Origin of the sequence: Chlamydia sp. 12-01 (assembly GCF_042234205.1) — a bacterium.
Lineage (GTDB): Bacteria > Chlamydiota > Chlamydiia > Chlamydiales > Chlamydiaceae > Chlamydia.
Window position 1 is genome coordinate 502,139 of sequence record NZ_CP114174.1, and the last position, 18,848, is coordinate 520,986.

The following is an 18,848-nucleotide window of genomic DNA, read 5'->3' on the forward strand; positions in this document are numbered from 1 at the left end:
TTACGTTACAAGAATTTGCTTGGTGATAATGGAAAAAGGGACACACCTGACCCCATTCCGAACTCAGAAGTTAAGCCTTTTATCGCCGATGGTACTATACACAAGAGTATGGGAGAGTAGGTCATTGCCAAGCTTTTAGTTACTTTGACTCGTAAGTTGAATTTTTTATAAGGAGAATAGAAATATTCTCCTTTTTTTTTGCCCATATTCTTTTTATTGCTTGAAAAATAAACTTCTTTTCTTATAACCTTCTTTTAGTGAAATGATGTATTTCACTGTCCTTAAGTTATTTAGTAATTTTGGTATCAATAATGCATAAGTTCCAGCGCGCTTACAAGCGGCGCCTAGCAGCCTAGGCAAATGTATTGAGATACTCCGTTATAGGGTATTTCTAGATTCTCATAGAGAACTAGTCCCTAAAAAGTTATTAAATAGTTTCATTGTTTTCTCCCTTGTTAACGGTCCTCAAACATACTGTACTCCGAGCTTTGTCTTTCGGAGATTATAAAGTCATATTTTTATCTATTTGACTGATTGTTGTTCAGATCTCATGAGATTTTTAAATTTTTCACATGAGATAAACGTGTAAGAACACCCGTTAATTTTATGTCTATGCCTATATATAATTTTACATCGGATAGCTACTTAGTATCTATCTCAGGACATTCTTCATTAGAAGAAAATGAAGAAAACCAAGATACAAATCAATCTCGAGTATATTTACTTGAGGATACACAACCCGCTAGGGATACAATCCCAGCTAATAGATCTTTAGTCTCCATATCTTTAGGTAGTTCTCCAGATTTAGAAAGTACTGATAGAGAAAGTGTGTACTTATTTATGCATGGTGGAAATAACTCCCCATCTAGAAATAGAAATAATGTTCCTATTTTTGAAGCTATTTATGAAAGTTCCACATCATCACCTATTCTTACACCATTAGTTGGGGTAGGGTATACAAATGGAAGTCAATCAGGATACTACGGAGCTCAAAATGAAACCTTGCATCTCAGTCAGCTGTTAGGGGGTAGAGAAGTTGTAGGTATCTATAATGATGGAGAAAGGCAATGCTCTTCATTTTTCTGTAGGAGAGATTCCCAAGAAGAGATGTCACAAATTTGTGAAGCGATTTTGGATACTTGGGAGAGTTTTTTTAATACTCATCCTCAAGGTAGTACTTTTATTCATTATTTCTTTGGAAATGGTGCTGAGTATGTCCAAGAGGCTATCCGTCATACAAGGCATGCTCGTAATATTGTTTTAGTAGGGATTTGTCCTTCACATTATCCTAACCACCCACGTTCCTTTTATTATCGGGTTGCTGGGGATTTATTTTCCTGTTTGGATTCTGAAGGATTTACTAGATCTGGAGTAACAACGCTCCCTTACTCTTCAGGAAGTTTAGGGATTTTCTGGGTGAATTTATACGATCCTACTTTTAACAATGCTATTGTAACGGCGTTCATGCAAACGGCAGGCATTAATTCCGTTTCTCAAAATTTCTCTGAGAATGATGTACCTGAGATTACAGAAATCTCTCCACTTAGTGATTCAAATGCCGTAGATCAAGATTCCGGAATTGTTGGTCATAGTATTCAAGGAGTAACTATTACACGTTCTGCGAGCCCTAATATATTTAGCAGAATACAAACTCTAATCAATATGCCTGAAACAGTTATGCAGATTGAAGAGACCGCTCTACCTCCAGAAAATTTTCTTGATAGGTTCGGTGAGGTTGTTACCAATATTCTTAGAATCTCAGATGCAGTATCTATTTTGTGGATTTTTCCTATTATTGATACGACTTTGAACGGTTCTTCATTAGCTGTGAGTATCATCTTTTTTGGTATTGATGGCGTGTGCAATGTATTTTTAATGTTAACAAATCCTCGTTCTAGAAGAGAAAGATACCGAAATACTCGTATAGCAGCTTTATGTTTTCGTGCTTTTGGTCCCATTGTCAATCTATATGACGTTATAAATAATGTTCGTATGGCGGCGCGCCCCACGATTACACAATGTACTGCGGCTCTATATGGTATAATCACTTTCTTTGGATGGACAATGCTCGGTAGAGATTTATTAGAGTATGCTCTTCCTAGATATCGCGATGCTTTATATACACGTTGTTTGAGATGGTTTGGAAATACTGTAGAAAATCCTGAGCAAACGCAAGTTCAGGATAGGAGAGAGAGAGTTATTATTGGTCGTGAGAATCTTGAGAATTACTATCGAATTACGGGAATTGTAAATACAGCAGTGTTTGGTGTTTTCTTGACCTTTTTAGGTGGAATGGCAACATTTGGAGGTTTAGAACTAGCGGAATCATGTCGGTATAATTCAACAACAAATACAACTATCGATATTATTCCAAATGATCATACAAATTTTTATGGAGGTTTCTCTAATGGCCGGGCTTATGCAATTAGTCAAGTTACGCATATGATATTTAGTTTCCTCGCCATGATGATCTATGTCACGTCATTAATTCGAGTGTTAAGATCTAATAACCGATAAAACATAGAAAATATCGATGGCGAAAAAACATATATCTAAAGACTAGCTTCCGAAATCATCGAGAACTATAGAAGATCGCTCTACACCGTAGTTATCGAGTAATTTTAAAATACTACTATTGTGTAGTGGTGGACCACATACATAATATAGATAGTCTTCAGGATTACTCAGTTTACTGAGTTGACCAAGCTCAAAAGCTCGGAATAGAAAATTCGTTTTCTCAGGATTGTTTTTATCCCAACCCGAGGCAATATCTTCAGGAAGAGGTTCTGATAATACTAAATGGTAATGGAAATTAGAAAAGTCTTTCTCTAATTTTTCATACTCTTCTTGATAGATGTTCTCTTTTAGAGAACGTGCTCCGTACCATAAGGTGATATCTCTTGTAGAGTGCTTGTCTAATAAGAGATCCAAGATATGACTTCTACCAAATGAAGAACCCGCACCACCGATTAAGAAAATTAAGGGGCGGTTGTTTTCTTTCATGAAGGATTCTCCGTAAGGACCAGAAACAGTAATCTTATCTCCAGGTTTCAATGAGAAAATATACGATGAGCATATTCCCCAAGGAATCTCAGGATTTGGAGTGTTGTTAATGAAAGGTGGTGTTGCAATACGGATATTGAATTTAATGATAGGGAGTTCTGCAGGATATGAAGCTAGAGAATATGCCTTATTTGCAGAATCCGATTCTATGAGACTGTTATCTATAGTTCGGTCAAATAAATTAAAATGTTCCCAATCACTATGGTATTCAGAAGCCATAGTTTGTTTCCAATCGGAAGTATTAGTTTTGTATGCAGGAACACTAATTTGTAGGTATCCCCCAGGTTTAAAGGGGATAGGGTGTTCAGGACTAACAGATACAACAAGTTCTTTTATGAATGTGGCAACGTTATCATTAGATACGACTGTACCTTCCCAAGAAGAAGCATGTAAATAACGTTCTTCTATTTCCAAACACATATCATGTTGAACTTTTGTTTGGCAGGAAAGACGCCAGCCTTGTTCTAGCTGCTGCTTAGAAAAAGTAGCACGATCTGTTTCTAGAGGCTGGTCAGCGTCTTTTACAATTTTTACCTTACACTGTTTACAAGTTGCCTTACCTCCGCATGGAGAAGGTATAGGAATACCTGAATCTAATAGAGAAGACAAGAGAGTGTGACCACTATCTACTGTTTTTGTAAGAGAGTCATCATTATTGATTTTTAGCTTGCAAGGATGAACTTTAACTAGAAATTTGCGGGAAATAAGAATGATCCCAGACAGTATCAAACCTATAACACAAAATACTAAACTAGCAATGCTGATGAAATATAGGCCTGAAAGCCAAGTCATGATCCTAAAAATCCTCGACTTCTTTGAATAGCTTATGGTGTCAAGTTATAACTTGGCTTATAAAAAATCAATGTAGATCTCTCTAATAACGCAGAAAGTAAACGTCTATATCTTAAAGCTTATGCTTTAGTTCCATCAGGTTTCAAAATTTCAGAGATCGCTGCTTTTAATATCTCAATCTTTCCGGAGGTAATAGTAAGAATTACGGTATGCTCTCGGATCTCATCAATAGTTCCTAGAATTCCCATAGCAGTAACTTTATCGCCTTTCGCAAGTTCGTTTTTGCGTTTTTCCATAGCTTTTCTACGTTTCTGTTCAGGGCGCCATAAAATGAAGTAAAAGAACAAAATGGCAATGCCTAGCATTACAGCGGGCTGGGCAAAAGTACTTTTTACTGGAGTACCGTCTTCATCTGCTAGGAGAGCTGACGAACTCAAAAGAAATAAAAAACACATGAATAAACGAGATAACATTAAACCACCTTTACTTCGGTTATTTCAGGGAAAGGTTAACACAATAGGAAGCGTACGTTCAATGCTTTTCCTAGAGGTTATCCTCTCTTTCTAATAAAATAATATTTTCTAAGTGCGGAGAATGAGGAAATTGATCCAAGGGTTGAACTTTTTTAATACAATAACCTGCAGAAATTAAACTACAACATTCCTCAAACTGTATTTTAGGATTGCATGATATGTAAATAATTTTTTTAGGGAAAATTCTTAGAAGGTATTTAAGAACCTTATTTTGCATTCCACAACGAGGAGGATCAATAACAACCACATCAGGAGGAGGGCTATCTTGATGTCGTCTACAGAAAGTTTTTACATCTTCTAGATGCACTTCGATGAGATTTTCTTTTTTATTTATTAAGATATTTTCTTTTGCGGAATCTATAGCGTCCGGGACGATTTCTACTCCTATGACTTTTTTTACATAGGTAGAGAGCATGATACCTATAGTTCCTGCACCACAATAGAGATCGAGTAGTGTTTCAGATCCCTGAGGGTTCATAAACTCTTTAGCGATTTCTATAATTTTTGCTCCTTGAAGGCTTTGAGGTTGAAAAAAGCTTCTAGGACGCACGTGAAACACTCCAGAATTTCCATCTTTAGGTAGTGTTAATGTTTGTTCAATAAATAGTTTCCCGTGAAGTAAGTGAGAACGGAAATATGTTGGAGCATTTTTTGCGCTGACTTTTTCTTCCCAAACAATAGAGGCAATAGGGAGAGTAGAATGTATAAGAGTATTTTTCCATTCCTCAATAACCCTTTTATCAACAGCATATTCTTCTCTTGCGGAGGTTGTTAGAATAACCATGAGTGCCTGTTTTGGATTTCCAATACGCACAGTAAGAGTACAGAGAGATCCCTTGTTAAAAGGAGGATAGTAAGCTGTAAGTTCAGGATGATTATCCCACCAAGTGCGTGTAAGATCTAGGATATCCATAGCATGTTCATGAATCATGAGACATTCTGTAATAGGAACGCCTTGTTTAGGTTTTGTAGGCGTAATAAATCCTAAACTTTTCTTCCCATCACTTGTCTGAAAAAAGGAGAACTCCATTTTATTTCTCCCTCGCAATATTGGATCACAAGGAATCACAGGAAGAATTTCTGAAGGAGGGAAGATAGGAGCGAAGAGTTCGTGTAAGATAAGTTCTTTAGCTTTTAAAGAATCAGCATAGGCAGACTGAGGTGAGGAACATCCCCCACAAGTGCCTAGGTGTTTACAGTTCATTATTGTAGGCATGGCCCACCTTTATAAAGACTTCTATTTTAGCATGCAGCTTTGTGTGAAACTCATCACATACCTGCAGTGATGTAATAGAAATATGATATTTTGCAGATAAAAATTACTGCAGAATTTTATCATAAGGATGGTTTCTGGGGATAATCTTTTGAAGGTAAGGTAAGGGAGAAAAAAAGAGGGCCAATCATAAAATATAATTACCCTCTAAAAACCAAGACAAGGAAAAAATTATTTTCTTAGGGAGCGAGATCTAGAGCTTTTTTTGGCCTTTGCTTTAGCTGGAGTCTTTTTTGCAGGAGCTTTTGCTTTTACTTTAGGGGCTGCTTTAGCTTTTACTTTTGGTTTGGCTTTAGCTTTTACTTTTGCTTTAGGCTTAGGTGCAGATTTTGCAGGCTTTTTAGCAGCAGCAACTTTTTTAGCTTTTGCTGCAGGCTTGCGTTTCATTAAGCCAGACTTTTCAGCTTTGATCGATTCTTTTCTATACAGCTTAGCAATTTTTTCTAATTTGATAGAGTCAGTACGTACTCGCTGAGCTGCTGCTTTATTTCCTCTTTCGGCTTTGTCTAAGTCATGTTGGATACTTTCCAACAGATCTTTCATTTTTTTTGCCGTATCTTTTAGCGCCATGAAAAGCGTCCTCTAGTTGTTGTTTTAAACTATTTTTACTTGTTTTAATTTTTAATTAGTTTGTTTGTTCAAATTCATGCAACAATTTTTTTAGAGAAAAGAAAATAGAGAATCGTTTTTACTTTTTTTAGTTTTTCATACTTCTTTGTTTGTCAGTAAGTTAGTTGACGCAAGATCGAGATCGTTTTTTTAAAAGAAGTAAACTTTTGATTTTCATTAATGAGTTTTTTTTATTTTTTTTAGGTGGTATTGAGGTTCTGTCACTATTTAATTTATAACAAAATTTCAAAAAGAACTTTCTTTTTTAGTAATAGTGTCTTCTCCTATACTTTTGGTTTGCATATAGTTTGTTTTTTTGAACTATTGTGATTTTTTTACAATTCCTGCCAGTACTATGGTAGAGAGATATCTATCATGAAAGTATATCTTCGCGCATTAATATGCGTTTTTCAATTTTATTTAATTATGAGTGTAAGTGTTGTTGGTGCAGCTCCAACGCAACAATTATCTTTTGGCCACTATTGTGCGGATGTACATACAACATTGAAATCGGGAACTGCTTGTGATGAAGTTTTCGCAGCATTTGTAGAGCGTATAATTTCTGAAAAAACAGTGTTGTCTCCTAGAGATTGGGAGACTGTAGCATCATTAACGCGTCAATATGTACAGGTGAAGATCAAACAAGACGATAGATCTACAAGTAAAGATATAATAAGAAAATTATTATCCGTAGTGACGATTCCTCCTCATATTAGGTCTGAAATACGTCTTGCTTGGCAGAGATTGAATCCTGATAGCGTTTCTTTGAAGAATTTGATAACGCAATTCCATAATATTGGCGGTAACAGAGAAACTTTAGAAGATAATCTTCTTCTTCAGCTCTATAGTATGACTTTACATAGTAGTTACGAGGATCGTAAACAAGAGATCCTCGTAATGAAAGCCCGGGGAGATTACGACGAAGCTTTAAGATTATGTGAGAAACTTTCTTATAGTGTTGAAGAGGGTACGTGCAGTCCCCATCCTGATGTTGTTGATATAGAGAAGATTTTTTTAAGGAAAATAGTTTTAGGGTTAAAAATTGAAAAAACCCGAGAGGCCAAAACGTCTTGTGAATCTTTACTATTGCCTTATTGTCAGGCTGAACGAGACTACGCACGAGCTATTGATAAATTGATGTTGAGAATAGCTCAGGGAGAAGTACAACGAGCTCATGAAGTTGATGTACTTCTTCTCGCCCATGCCTTGTATACGCTTCCATGGAATCAAGAAGAGGGCATTCGTGAATTAGAAGTTCTTATAGATCATGGAAACTATTTACAATCGACATTACTTTATTATGGCTACTTTTCATTACTAGAGATTTATCATCAGCTCAAAAATCTCCCTGCCATGCAGAGGCTATTAATTGCTGGGGAATCTGTATTTGTTTTGGAACATGCTTACTTCCCAGAGTATAGTTTTTTCTTAGGTTGCTATAGCTATGAGAAACAGGATTTCATAAAATCTCGGGAAATTTTCTTATCCACTTTAGATTATGCTTCTAGATTAGGAGTGACTTTAGCTCGAGTATATGAATACTTAGGCTGTATTTCTTGCCGAGAACAAAAGTATGATGCCGCTGAGGATTTTTTCCTTAGGGCTTATAAAAGTTGGAGTCGTGAAGAGGCAGGTTTGGGATTATTTCTTACTTATGCTCTTCAAAAAAAAATCAATTCTTGTAAAGAGTTCATCTCCAAATCTCATTTCTCATTTTTACATCGTAAAATTCTAAAATCCCTGGATGCATTGTTTGTAAAGAAAGATCACGGATCTTCATCTTATGTTGTTAAGGTATGTGAGTCGCTTAGTGGTAATGGTAGGATATCTCTTGAGGATCTCTATCATTATTTTATCTATGACATGATAAAGCGTTATGAGATTCATAATGATAGTCCTATACTTTCTCTTATTGATTCACAAATCGACCTAACTGAACAAGAATATTTAGAAAAAACTAAAGAGAAAGCAGGAGATCTTGAATATAGTAGAGCTTTAACTTTGTGGTTAGCATTTCGTCGTGGGGAACTGTCCAAAGAAGTATCTCCTACCATTGAGATAGGCTCATCTGCAGCTTTAGAAGATCTCGCAAAATGTTGTTTTTCTTCCCTATATTATAAAAATGTACAATCTAGTGCGTCGCTAACACACATTTTTTCTCAAGAGCGTTCTTCGCTACAATCTACTGTTAGGTTGGTTTGGGCATTGACACGAAAATCTAGTAAGAATCTTGATCTCTATTGTGATCATTTAAATCTTCGTTTGTATGGGGATCGGTTGTATCTTCTTGCTTATGATATTGAAGACTATCTCTCTGGGAAAGAGGCTGCCTTATCCCATCTATCTTGTTTTCAAGAACTCTTCCCTCATTCTTCGTTATTATCTTTGGCATACTATCTTCAAGGGTATGCGGAATCTTCAATGATTAGGAAAATTAGTTGGTTTATAAAAGCTTTGAATGAGTTTTCAGAGGTCACTTTATCTGGAGAAAATGCAAAAGCTTGGACATATATATACTATACTTTGAAGTTAGATCTTGCTGATGCTTATCTTGCGTTTGGAAATACTTCACGGGCCATTGAAATTTTTGAAGAGATAAAAGGGGATTGGCAAACGCCTAATCATCCACAGGTGACTCTTATTGAAGAAATCACTAATCGTGTAACTATGGAAATGCGTTGGGTATCAGGACTCGCTTGCGCTTATGAGAGACTTAATGAAACAGAGAAGTTAGCCCAGCATCTCCTAGATCATATTGAAAAAAGATTACTCGAAATGTCTTCGCGAAGGGAATATTTCGGAAAGATGCTAACCACAACACTTTCTCTTTGTGAGCGTTTCCTTCCTTTAGATGGCGGCGACGGCATGATAGGCTGAAGCCACGCACCTATTTAAACCTGGCCCCGAAAAATTCTGCCCTACAATTTTTAAATTATGAGGAATAGAAGGAAGTATCTGATTTTTCATTTTTAAAAACCCTACACAATGTTGAGGTAGGCCTTCTTCCGGGGAGAATAATGAAAATACATCGGGTTTTGTGGAAATTCCCAGATATTCAGAAATCGCTGCTAAAGAAAAAGCATAAGCTTCTTCGTCATGCCAGCGATTTTCTAATAATAATGAGATAATCGTTTTCCCAGGTATCTGTTGGGGAAAGACTTCAGTGTTATAGACAATACCAAGTAAGGGAGGTTCATCAGCAAAAAGCATTCCATAACCTTTCGGGATAGAAGGAGTATCCCTATCCCAACCTAAGGTCACACAGGAAAGATCCCAATGGAGTATTTTATTAGCAAGATGCTTCATCCCAGGAATATCAATAAGGGAAGGTAATACAGTTGTAGGCCCTGTATAAATTGCTAAATCTGCTGAGAATGTTTCGTTTGTTGTTGATACCACAACTTCGGAGGGGAAACAGTCTATTTTTGTTACAGGTGAAGAAAATCTCCATGTGGCTGGGATTTTCCTTACTAAAGTATCAATGAGAATACCTAAATTTGGACGCAGTGAAGCAAGATAAGGAGCGTTTTTATTTTTTTTCTTCAAAGATTCTTTTAGATAACTACGTAATATCGATCCTGTTTTTGCTTCGCGTTGAGAAAGAGTTGGAAAAGCCATATGCGCAGAAAGTACATCACTATGCCCTGCACGAATTGCTGTAACAACGGGATTTAACACATTATGAATAAGATTTGTTGTACTATGACGACGTAAAAAATCATAAACAGAACTATCTTTTGTGTATCGGGGAGCAAAGAGATCTTTGATCATGGCAAAGGGTAAGCCTTCTTTTATCAATGTCCATGGGGAGACTTTACGAGTTTTCCCTTTGTAGCGGATAAAACGTTTTTTCGCTGTTTTATCACTAGCTATGAGGAAATCTTGTAATTCTAAATCATGGATTAATCCAAGGGTATATTCTCCCTCACCACGCACTAGAAAACCTTTAGGTCCGAGATCTAGGGGAAAATCTTTTTGATGATCTGTATAGATAAGCCCTCCGGGACGATCTGTCTTATCTATAATTATCAGTTCGCTATTAGGGAATTTTCTATGTAACCACCATGCTGTGGCTAATCCTGAAATTCCTGCTCCTATAACAATGACTTTTTTCATATAGATCTTGAAAACCTAGGGCTTGAAGAAACAGTTTTTAGAAAATAAGCATCAAAAGCTGTAGCAATTACTCGTACAAACAGCTCTCCTAATGGGGTTACGGTAAGAAAAGAAGAGCTATTTTGGATTAACCCTGTTGTTGCCATACCGTCTACACGTTCTTGACTTTCGGAAAAATAATCGTCAAAACGATAGCCGAAAAGATCAGAGAATTCTTCTTTAGATACAGAAAATGTACACATGAGCTTATGGATTACCCATTTTCTTATTCTATCATCTTCTGAAAGAATCTTACTTTTAATTGTCGCTAAAGATCCTGAAAGAATGGTTTCGTGGTACGATTCTAGAGTTTTTGCATTTTGTAAATATATACCACGGATAAAACTTGTTGATGTCATTCCTAGTCCTATAAGATCTTCTTCTGGAGGTAAGGAATATCCTTGGAAATTGCGAATCAGAGTTTTATTTTTAAAAGCTATGCTTAGAGGATCTTCGGGTAGGGAAAAATGGTCTAAACCGATTGCCTGATATCCCGACTTTGTTAATGTATGTCGTGCATAAGAATATATAGCGAACTTTTCCTCCATAGAAGGCATATCACTTTCTTTCATAGCTTTTTGATGCGGCTTTATCCAAGGAACAGAAGCAAATGAAAACAAGGCTAAGCGATCAGGACGCATCTGTAAAATATCAGCAATTGTTTGTGTAAATGTTACTTTCGTTTGCTTAGGAAGACCATAAATCAAATCTATATTTATACTCTCAAAACCTAACCCACGAAATTTCTCATAAGCATAAAGAGATTCTTCATGACTTTGACGACGTCGTACGGCTTCTTGAACAGCAGCTTGCGTATCTTGAACTCCTAAGCTTACACGATTAAATCCTAGTGATTGGATAAACTCAGCTTTTTCACTATCGTTCCTTAAAGAACGAGGATCGAATTCAATAGCAATTTCTTCGACTTCAGAAAGATCAAATAAACGATGGATATGGAAGAATAACTTTTCAAATAGCGCTCTAGATAATCGGCTTGGGGTTCCTCCTCCAAAATGAATTCGTGAAGTTTTCCGTTTCCCTCCTAAAAGAGTATTCACAAGCTCCATTTCTTTAATAAGAGTAGAGATATAGTCTTCTACGATATCTTCGCGACGGTTGATGATTACAGAACATCCGCAATACAGACACATAGACTGACAGAAAGGAATATGGAAATATAGTGATAGGGGACGGTCATCTTCTCGGAGGCGTTCAAAAGCAAGATATGCGGGATTAGCATCGGATGATTTCCATTCTAGAGCTGTTGGGTAGCTTGTATATCTCGGTGCAGGTTGATGAAGACCTTCTAAGAAGTTGAAATTGACGTTAAACATAATACCGCAGCTTTGACGTTTTCTAAAGGAGTTTCAGGGAGAATGCCATGCCCTGAATTGAAAATATAGTTAGGTTGATATTTCAAAGTGGTAAGGTACTTTTCAAGATGAGCGAGAAACTGATCTTGAGGAAGTAGAAATAGTGCAGGATCAATATTTCCTTGTAAAGATCCTGGCTGTGCGACTGTTTTATAAATCTTGTTAAGATTTACGTGATAGTCAGGGTGTAGTGTATCTGCACCTGTAGAATAGAGATCTAAAAAGTTCTCATCGAAACAGCGACAAAATAAACTTATAGGGGAGGAGACGTGTTGCTTTAATTGAGAAATAAGTTGTGTATTTGGTGTTGTCACATAACGAGAAAATAATTCTGAGGGTAAACGTAAACTTGAAGATTCAAATAATTGAATTGCTGAAGCTCCAGCATGAATTTGTTCTTTAAGATAAATAATTGTTCCCTCTGTTAATTTCTTAAGCAAGGCATCGAACTTTTCAGGATGTTGATAAAGAAATGCCATCGTTTTCGGGAAATCTTTAGAAGCTCCACCATCTAAAAGATAGCTTGCCATAGTGAAAGGAGACGCTGCGAAAGCGATTAAAGGGACTGTTAAACGTTTCACAAGTTTTCTGATTGCTTCGAGAAGGTAGGAAAATGTCTCTTGAGGATCTTTTGTGAAAATCAATTCTTGATTAGGAAAAAAGGAGATTTGTGGTCCGGGAGCAAAATCGTAGGAGATATTAAAACCATCTAATAGTGAAAGAATATCAGCAAAGAGAATCGCTGCATCTACTTTTAATAAACTCGGTCCTAAAAGAGTTGCTTCAGTAATGGCTTCCGTACTGTGGAAAAAAGCTTTCAATGTTTGAGAGCCTTTGAGCTCTTTATATTGAGGCATGTATCTTCCTACCTGCCGTAAAAACCATACAGGTGGGCGTGTAGTTTTCGGTTTTATAACATCGTAAAATCCTGACATAACGCCTCCTTAATGAGGGGTTTTTAGAGGAAAAGCTTTCTCTATGGATTCTAAAACTTCAGATATTAGCAACTCTGGAGTTGGAGATAAAGAATATGGTAATGTTTTCTTTATTTGCTCTGTTTTTCCATGACATTGTTGAATATACAAAGCATTTCCCGTGCCTTTAATGCTAGAGATGTTGTGCTGTAGAGCAAACAGGCGTACTTGAGCTAGGGCAAATAACCATAGAACCTCTTCAGGAATAGGGCCAAAGCGATCTCTCATCTCTTCTTTTATTAGTTCAAGTTGTTCAGTATCTTCAGCACTACCTATTTTCTGATAGAATTCTATACGCATAGACGCTAGATCAATATAGGTATCAGGAATACGTGATTTGTAAGGGAACTCTATCTTTACGTCGTCGTTAAATAACAAGGGAGAAGTATTATTTTTTAATGCGGCGACTGTCTTTTTCAATAGTTTACAGTAGAGATTGAATCCAATTGCACTTATGTGACCTGATTGGTCTGTTCCTAAGATATTCCCCGCTCCACGAATTTCTAAATCATGAAGGGCGATTTTCATCCCACCACCGTATTCTTGTTTATTCAAAGCTTCTAAACGTTTTGTAGCTGGACCTGACAATCTATCTAAATGAGAAACTAGGAAATAACAATAGGCTTTTCTGTTCCATCTTCCTACTCTACCCTTCATTTGATAAAGATCTGCCATACCAAACTTATCTGCTTGATCTACTAAAATAGTATTAGCATTCGGAATATCAATACCATTTTCTATCAGTGCTGTTGCTACAAGAACGTTAATCTCTTGATTTTTAAATTTATGGAAAATAGAGGCTAGTTCATCTGATGACATTTGCCCATGAGCAACAGCAATGCGTGCTTCAGGAACTAATGTTCGTATTGTATTTCCTAATCTAAAAATACTCTCAATACGGTTATGAATCACATAAGCTTGACCACCACGAAGTAATTCATGACGTAAGGCTGCGGATAATGTCTCCTCATTGTGCTCTAAAACAAATGTAGAGACGGGAAGCCTATCCAACGGAGGCATAGTGATTAAAGAAAGGTCACGAGCTCCTGATAAAGACATATACAATGTTCTAGGAATCGGTGTGGCAGATACTGTCAGACAATCTACAGTAGGATAACGTTCTTTTAGAAAGTCTTTGACCTTAACGCCAAAACGTTGTTCCTCATCAATGATTAATAAACCAGGATTTTTAAATTCTAAGTTTTTATTTATTAACTTATGCGTTCCAATTAGGATATCAATATCGCCTTTAGCAGTATCCTCAAAGATCTTTTTCATCGTTTTCTTTTCAGAAAATCGTGAAAGAACAGCAATGTTTATTGGTAATCCTGCCATTCGTTGTGAAAAAGTCTCATAATGTTGGTTCGCTAGAATTGTTGTGGGAACCATAACAATAACTTGCCGATGGCCATCACAAACAGCTTTCACAGCAGCACGCATGATGACTTCTGTCTTTCCAAATCCTGCATCACCACAAATTAATCGATCCATCAGCTTATCTGACATCATGTCAGAATAAATTTGCTCAATAGCTTTTAACTGATCGGGAGTTTCCTCATAAGGGAAGTTTTCTGCAAATTTAATTACCTCTTCTCCATGGGGAGGATAAATAAACGAAGGAATAGTAGAACGTTGTGCTTCGAGCTGAAGAAGTTTTTCAGCATAAAGCACAAGGGATTTTTCAGAGAGATCTCGAGATCTCTTCCATTTAGAACCATTAAGGTTGTGAAGATCAGGAGCTTTTTCAGATGCCCCTACATAACGTGAAATTAGATAAGCTTGATCAGAGGGTACATACAGCCTAGCCTTATCAGCATATTCAAGAACCAGATAATCGGTCTCAATATTTAAATGATTAGGTTTCTTTTCCATTCCGATAAACTTACCAATACCATTGTGAAGGTGCACAACAGTCTCTCCAGGAACAGGAACGAAAACTTCTTCGGTAGTTATAGAAAAATAATTTCTCTGTTTTTGCCTTCTCAATATTTTTGTGGAGGCAAATTCCGAAAGGGAAATCGCTGCAAATTTTTCTTCAACAAGTGCAAAACTTGAAGAGAGATTTCCAGGTCTTTCGTGAATGTATATAGAATTTTCTGCTAGTGTTTCTACTAAAGCACGGGCTTCTTTTAAAGATTTCGCTTTTGTATTGTAGATTGCTACGTTAAAAGGTTGGCCTTTATTAGGAACATATTCTTGAAGTTTTTGTAGAAAACCCAGAAGAGGATTTTCTTGCTCGTCGATAGTCTCATTAGGATATACAAATGGAGCAACAAGTCGTGAAGCTTTTACATCACGATGAAAGACTTCGATATTTACTTCATTATTTTTAAGAGCATGGACATTAGGGAAACTTTTCTCTTCAAAGAAAATTGTAGGGGATTGAAAAGCACGCTCACATAAATCTGTAACTGATAAAAAACGGTTAGGTAGTGAGGACAATGTTCCTGAAATTTCAGAAAAGTCATCTTCTAACATTGTTAGATTGTCAAAGATAAATACTGGGGGTGTGTTAAAATAATCTAGCAAGCAATGTGATAATACTTCTTTCCCTGAATCTTTTGTTGCTGGAGATATCGAAAGCTTAGAAACTTTTCCTGTTGAGAGTTGATCAGAAGGATTAAAAGGACGTATTGAGATGATCTTTTCTCCCCAAAATTCTATTCGGAAAGGTTCTTGAGAAGATAAAGGAAAGATGTCAATGATCCCCCCACGATAAGCAAACTCACCTTTATCACTAGCAAGAGTTTCATGACGATATCCTAAGTCTTTACATAGATCGATCATCATTTCGGGATCTAGCATATCCCCAACTTGAATATCTAGATGTTGATGCGCGGTATCTTTTGGTGAGCGTGTTTTCTCTAATAAAGCTTTTAATGTGGTTACACAAAATAAAGGAACTTTCTTTTCATATAATTCATAAAGAATCTTATCACGTTTACCAACAGCATCAATATTGACCAACTTTGGAGATAGATCAATTTCTGATGAGGGAAACTCAACAGGAGAAAATCCTAAAAATGAAGAGAGATCTTCAAAGAGATCGTCAATACGGGAGCGTGTAGTAATCATTACCACAGACTCGTTCCTCTCACGGAAAAACTTAGCAGCTAAGAATCCGCGAGCTCCAGGACGGATATTTTCTATTAGTAATGGAATAGAGGCGTTAGTTATTTCAGATAAGATAGGTAAGTTTAAATTAACTGGGTCGAAATCCATTGCCATAAAGTATTATTTAATGCGTCTGCTTGTGGGAGATTATCGGCACTACCTTGTGCAAATATATCTTTTCCTCCCCAACGACCACCACAGGGTGTGAGTAATATTTTTAAAAGATCTTTGGCTTGTAGTCCTTGTTTAACAAGATCATCAGAAACTCGAGAAAAAATGATGTATTTTCCGTTTTTCTGAGTTGTCCATAAGGAAATCAAGCGTGAGGGTATTTTTTGATGTAAGCAGTTAGCATATTGTTGTAGACGATGACTTTCTGATTCGGGTAGGTGATGAATCAAATAGGAAACGTCTTCAACCTGCTGACAACGATCAATAAGCTTATCCAATAGAGAATTGATAAGCTTGTTCTCTAATTCAGAGATCTGTTTTGCTTGTTCTTTTTTCTCTTCTAAAACGTTCTGTAGTTTGTTCAGAATTTGATCTCGAGGAGATTGTAAAATAAGAGCAATTTCATTGAGATTTTCATTGTCTTGATGCGCTAGAACCTCAGCTTCTTTACCAGTTACAGCTTCTATACGGCGTATCCCTGTAGCTACAGCATGTTCTTTAAGGATACGAAAATAACCAAGATCTCCTGTAAATTCTGCATGAGTGCCACCACAAAGTTCATGAGAAAAGCCTGCTGAGACTACGCGAACAATATCACTATACTTATCTCCAAAAAATTGTTTAATTTCTTTAGAATTTATAACATCGGAATACATAGCTTCACGAGTTTCCACACGATGATTTTCTCGAATCTTTTCATTAACTAAAATCTCGATAGAAGCTAAATCTTCAGGAGCAATAGCTTTTGGGTGAGTGAAATCTAAACGAATTTTTGAATCATCAACATAAGAACCTGCTTGGCGAACATGATCACCAAGAGTCATTTCTAAAGCTTTATGTAGAAGATGACAGCCTGTATGATTATTACAAATTTTCTTTCTACGTATGCAATTCACTTGTGCTGTTATTGCTTGTGCTTGAGAAAGTTGTCCTTGGGAAACTTCTCCATGATGGATAATCATCCCTGCTTTTGGAGATGTCGTATGACTAACAATGAATGTCCCATCAGAACAGAATATCTCTCCAGAATCTCCAATTTGTCCACCTTTTTCTGAATAGAAAGGAGTGACTTTTAAAATTAAAGCACCCTTGTCTTTCTCTTTAAGTGAGGATACTTGTTTACCATCACTGATTATTGCTTCAATAAATGTATCGCAAGATAGATCGTTATAACCGATGAATTCTGAATTTTCTTCTAGAGATAGCGTATCATAAATTGCATCTATAGAACTGTGGGATTTAGCAATATTCTTTCTAGAACGTTCTTTAGCTTCTTCCTCTAACTGATAAAAAGTCGCCATATCTACAGAGAAATCGTAATCTTTAGCTAATAATGCGATTTCATCAAGAGGTAATCCGTAAGTATCTTTTAATTTGAAAGCATCCTCCCCAGAAATAATTGAGGACGATGATGAAGACTTAAGTACCTGTTGGAGTAAGTTTCCACCACGATGAAGAGATTTGAAATAATTCTCTTCTTCTATAGTCATAACTTCTTGAATTTGAGATAAAGATAGACGCAATTCAGGATAAGCCTCTCCCATAGCATCAACTAAAGAAGGGACAATTTCCGCTAAGAAAGGTTTAGTAAATCCTAAACGTTTTCCGTAGTTTACAGATCTTCGTAAAATTTTTCTTAATACGTAACCACGTTCTGTATTTCCAGGGAGCAAACCATCAGCAATAGCAAAAGATAATGAGCGCGTATGATCAGCAATAACTCTAAAAGCAGCACCTAGAGCCTCATTTGCGTCATAAGTTTTTCCCGATAGTTCTTCTGTTTTGGAGATCAGGAGACGCAGAACATCAGCTTCAAATACTGTATCTGTTCCAGAAATGATAGAAACTAAGCGTTCTAAACCCGCACCTGTATCGACATGTTTGCTAGGTAAAGCTAATAAAGAACCTTCTGCTGTGCGATTGAATTCCATGAAGACAAGATTCCAGTATTCTAAAAAGCGTTCACCTTCAGTATCTTCCAAAGGGGAGGCAGCTTTACCAAATTTTTCTCCACGATCGAAGAGAAGTTCAGAACAGTATCCACAAGGACCGGTTTCTGCCATACTCCAGAAGTTATCTTTATCAGTTAACCTGAAAATACGCTCGGAGGGGAGATGCTTTTCCCAGAGAGCAAAAGCTTCATCGTCTTTTTCATGAACAGTTGCATAAATAAGATCAGGGTCAAAATTAAAAACAGATAGAGAAACTTCCCAGGCAAAAGCAATTGCTTGCTCTTTAAAGTAATCACCGAAGGAGAAATTTCCTAACATTTCAAAAAAAGTAAGGTGGCGAGATGTATGTCCAACATTATCGAGATCATTATGCTTGCCTCCAGCGCGAATACATTTTTGAGAAGTTGTGGCTCGAGAATAACTCACAGTTTCTTTGTTTAAAAAAATGTCCTTAAATTGGTTCATTCCTGCGTTGGTAAAAAGAATGGAGGGGTCGTTGTGGGGGAAAACGGGAGAGGAGGGAACAATAGTGTGGTGGCGATTAGCGTAAAATTTTAAAAAATTAGATCGAAGAGTGTTACTTAACATAAGAAATGACTTTGCAATGTCAAAATGTTGAACTTGCCGTAATTATATGGGAGAGATTCATTTTAGTCTCTAATACTGTCCCAAGAAAGAATCTTTTTATCCCAACATAGAAAAATATCCCATGTAGTTGAGAGAAGCTGATGATGAAGTAAACATATAGTAGTTAGGAAACCCTGTATGAATTGAGTAGTCTTGCTTTTTGGTAATGTATGCCCTATAATTTTGATCTTTGTATTCTTGTGAAGTACTTT

The 18,848-nt window shown here is 36.6% G+C and carries 11 protein-coding genes and 1 rRNA gene; 3 read left to right on the forward strand and 9 right to left on the reverse strand.

The features are described 5' to 3' along the window. The first annotated feature begins 18 nt into the window (after window positions 1-18). Window positions 19-133, forward strand: a 5S ribosomal RNA gene (rrf, locus tag O1W69_RS02200). Between the two features lie 473 nt (window positions 134-606). Next, window positions 607-2,517, forward strand: coding sequence for a DUF687 family protein (locus O1W69_RS02205; protein WP_375793884.1), 1,911 nt, complete (start codon window positions 607-609; stop codon window positions 2,515-2,517). 42 nt (window positions 2,518-2,559) lie between these two features. Here the strand turns inward: O1W69_RS02205 and nqrF are convergent, their stop codons facing one another. The 4 genes from nqrF to O1W69_RS02225 form a co-directional block, all read right to left on the reverse strand. Further along, a complete protein-coding gene (gene nqrF, locus O1W69_RS02210; protein ID WP_375793885.1) occupies window positions 2,560-3,855 on the reverse strand; it encodes an NADH:ubiquinone reductase (Na(+)-transporting) subunit F in 1,296 nt (431 codons plus the stop codon). 119 nt (window positions 3,856-3,974) lie between these two features. Beyond that, window positions 3,975-4,328, reverse strand: coding sequence for a preprotein translocase subunit YajC (gene yajC, locus O1W69_RS02215; RefSeq protein ID WP_375793886.1), 354 nt, complete (start codon window positions 4,326-4,328; stop codon window positions 3,975-3,977). A gap of 70 nt (window positions 4,329-4,398) precedes the next feature. Next, on the reverse strand, window positions 4,399-5,604 hold the full coding sequence (locus O1W69_RS02220) for a class I SAM-dependent RNA methyltransferase (RefSeq protein WP_375793887.1): 1,206 nt from the start codon (window positions 5,602-5,604) through the stop codon (window positions 4,399-4,401). Window positions 5,605-5,832: 228 nt separating this feature from the next. After that, window positions 5,833-6,231 carry a histone gene (locus O1W69_RS02225; RefSeq protein WP_375793888.1) on the reverse strand — a complete coding sequence of 133 codons (399 nt, stop codon included), beginning with the start codon at window positions 6,229-6,231 and terminating at the stop codon, window positions 5,833-5,835. A 414-nt stretch (window positions 6,232-6,645) separates the two neighbouring features. Here O1W69_RS02225 and O1W69_RS02230 point away from each other — a divergent pair, with 414 nt between their 5' ends. Continuing rightward, on the forward strand, window positions 6,646-9,147 hold the full coding sequence (locus tag O1W69_RS02230) for a DNA-binding protein (protein WP_375793889.1): 2,502 nt from the start codon (window positions 6,646-6,648) through the stop codon (window positions 9,145-9,147). On the opposite strand, the gene O1W69_RS02235 is transcribed toward O1W69_RS02230, so the two are convergent. From O1W69_RS02235 to alaS, 5 genes are read right to left on the reverse strand one after another with little or no spacing between them, the layout of a single operon-like run. Beyond that, on the reverse strand, window positions 9,118-10,386 hold the full coding sequence (locus tag O1W69_RS02235; protein ID WP_375793890.1) for a protoporphyrinogen oxidase: 1,269 nt from the start codon (window positions 10,384-10,386) through the stop codon (window positions 9,118-9,120). The two genes, O1W69_RS02230 and O1W69_RS02235, sit on opposite strands and share 30 nt — an antisense overlap. After that, the gene (gene hemN, locus O1W69_RS02240; protein ID WP_375793891.1) at window positions 10,383-11,759 is read right to left on the reverse strand and encodes an oxygen-independent coproporphyrinogen III oxidase; all 1,377 of its coding nucleotides are present in this window, start codon (window positions 11,757-11,759) and stop codon (window positions 10,383-10,385) included. The genes O1W69_RS02235 and hemN overlap by 4 nt, the downstream gene beginning before the upstream one ends. Further along, a complete protein-coding gene (gene hemE / locus O1W69_RS02245) occupies window positions 11,732-12,733 on the reverse strand; it encodes a uroporphyrinogen decarboxylase (protein ID WP_375793892.1) in 1,002 nt (333 codons plus the stop codon). Before hemE ends, hemN begins: the two co-directional genes overlap by 28 nt. Window positions 12,734-12,742: 9 nt before the next feature. Beyond that, window positions 12,743-16,000 carry a transcription-repair coupling factor gene (mfd, locus tag O1W69_RS02250; protein ID WP_375793893.1) on the reverse strand — a complete coding sequence of 1,086 codons (3,258 nt, stop codon included), beginning with the start codon at window positions 15,998-16,000 and terminating at the stop codon, window positions 12,743-12,745. Further along, the gene (gene alaS / locus O1W69_RS02255) at window positions 15,970-18,597 is read right to left on the reverse strand and encodes an alanine--tRNA ligase (protein ID WP_375793894.1); all 2,628 of its coding nucleotides are present in this window, start codon (window positions 18,595-18,597) and stop codon (window positions 15,970-15,972) included. The genes mfd and alaS overlap by 31 nt, the downstream gene beginning before the upstream one ends. Window positions 18,598-18,848 lie beyond the last annotated feature (251 nt).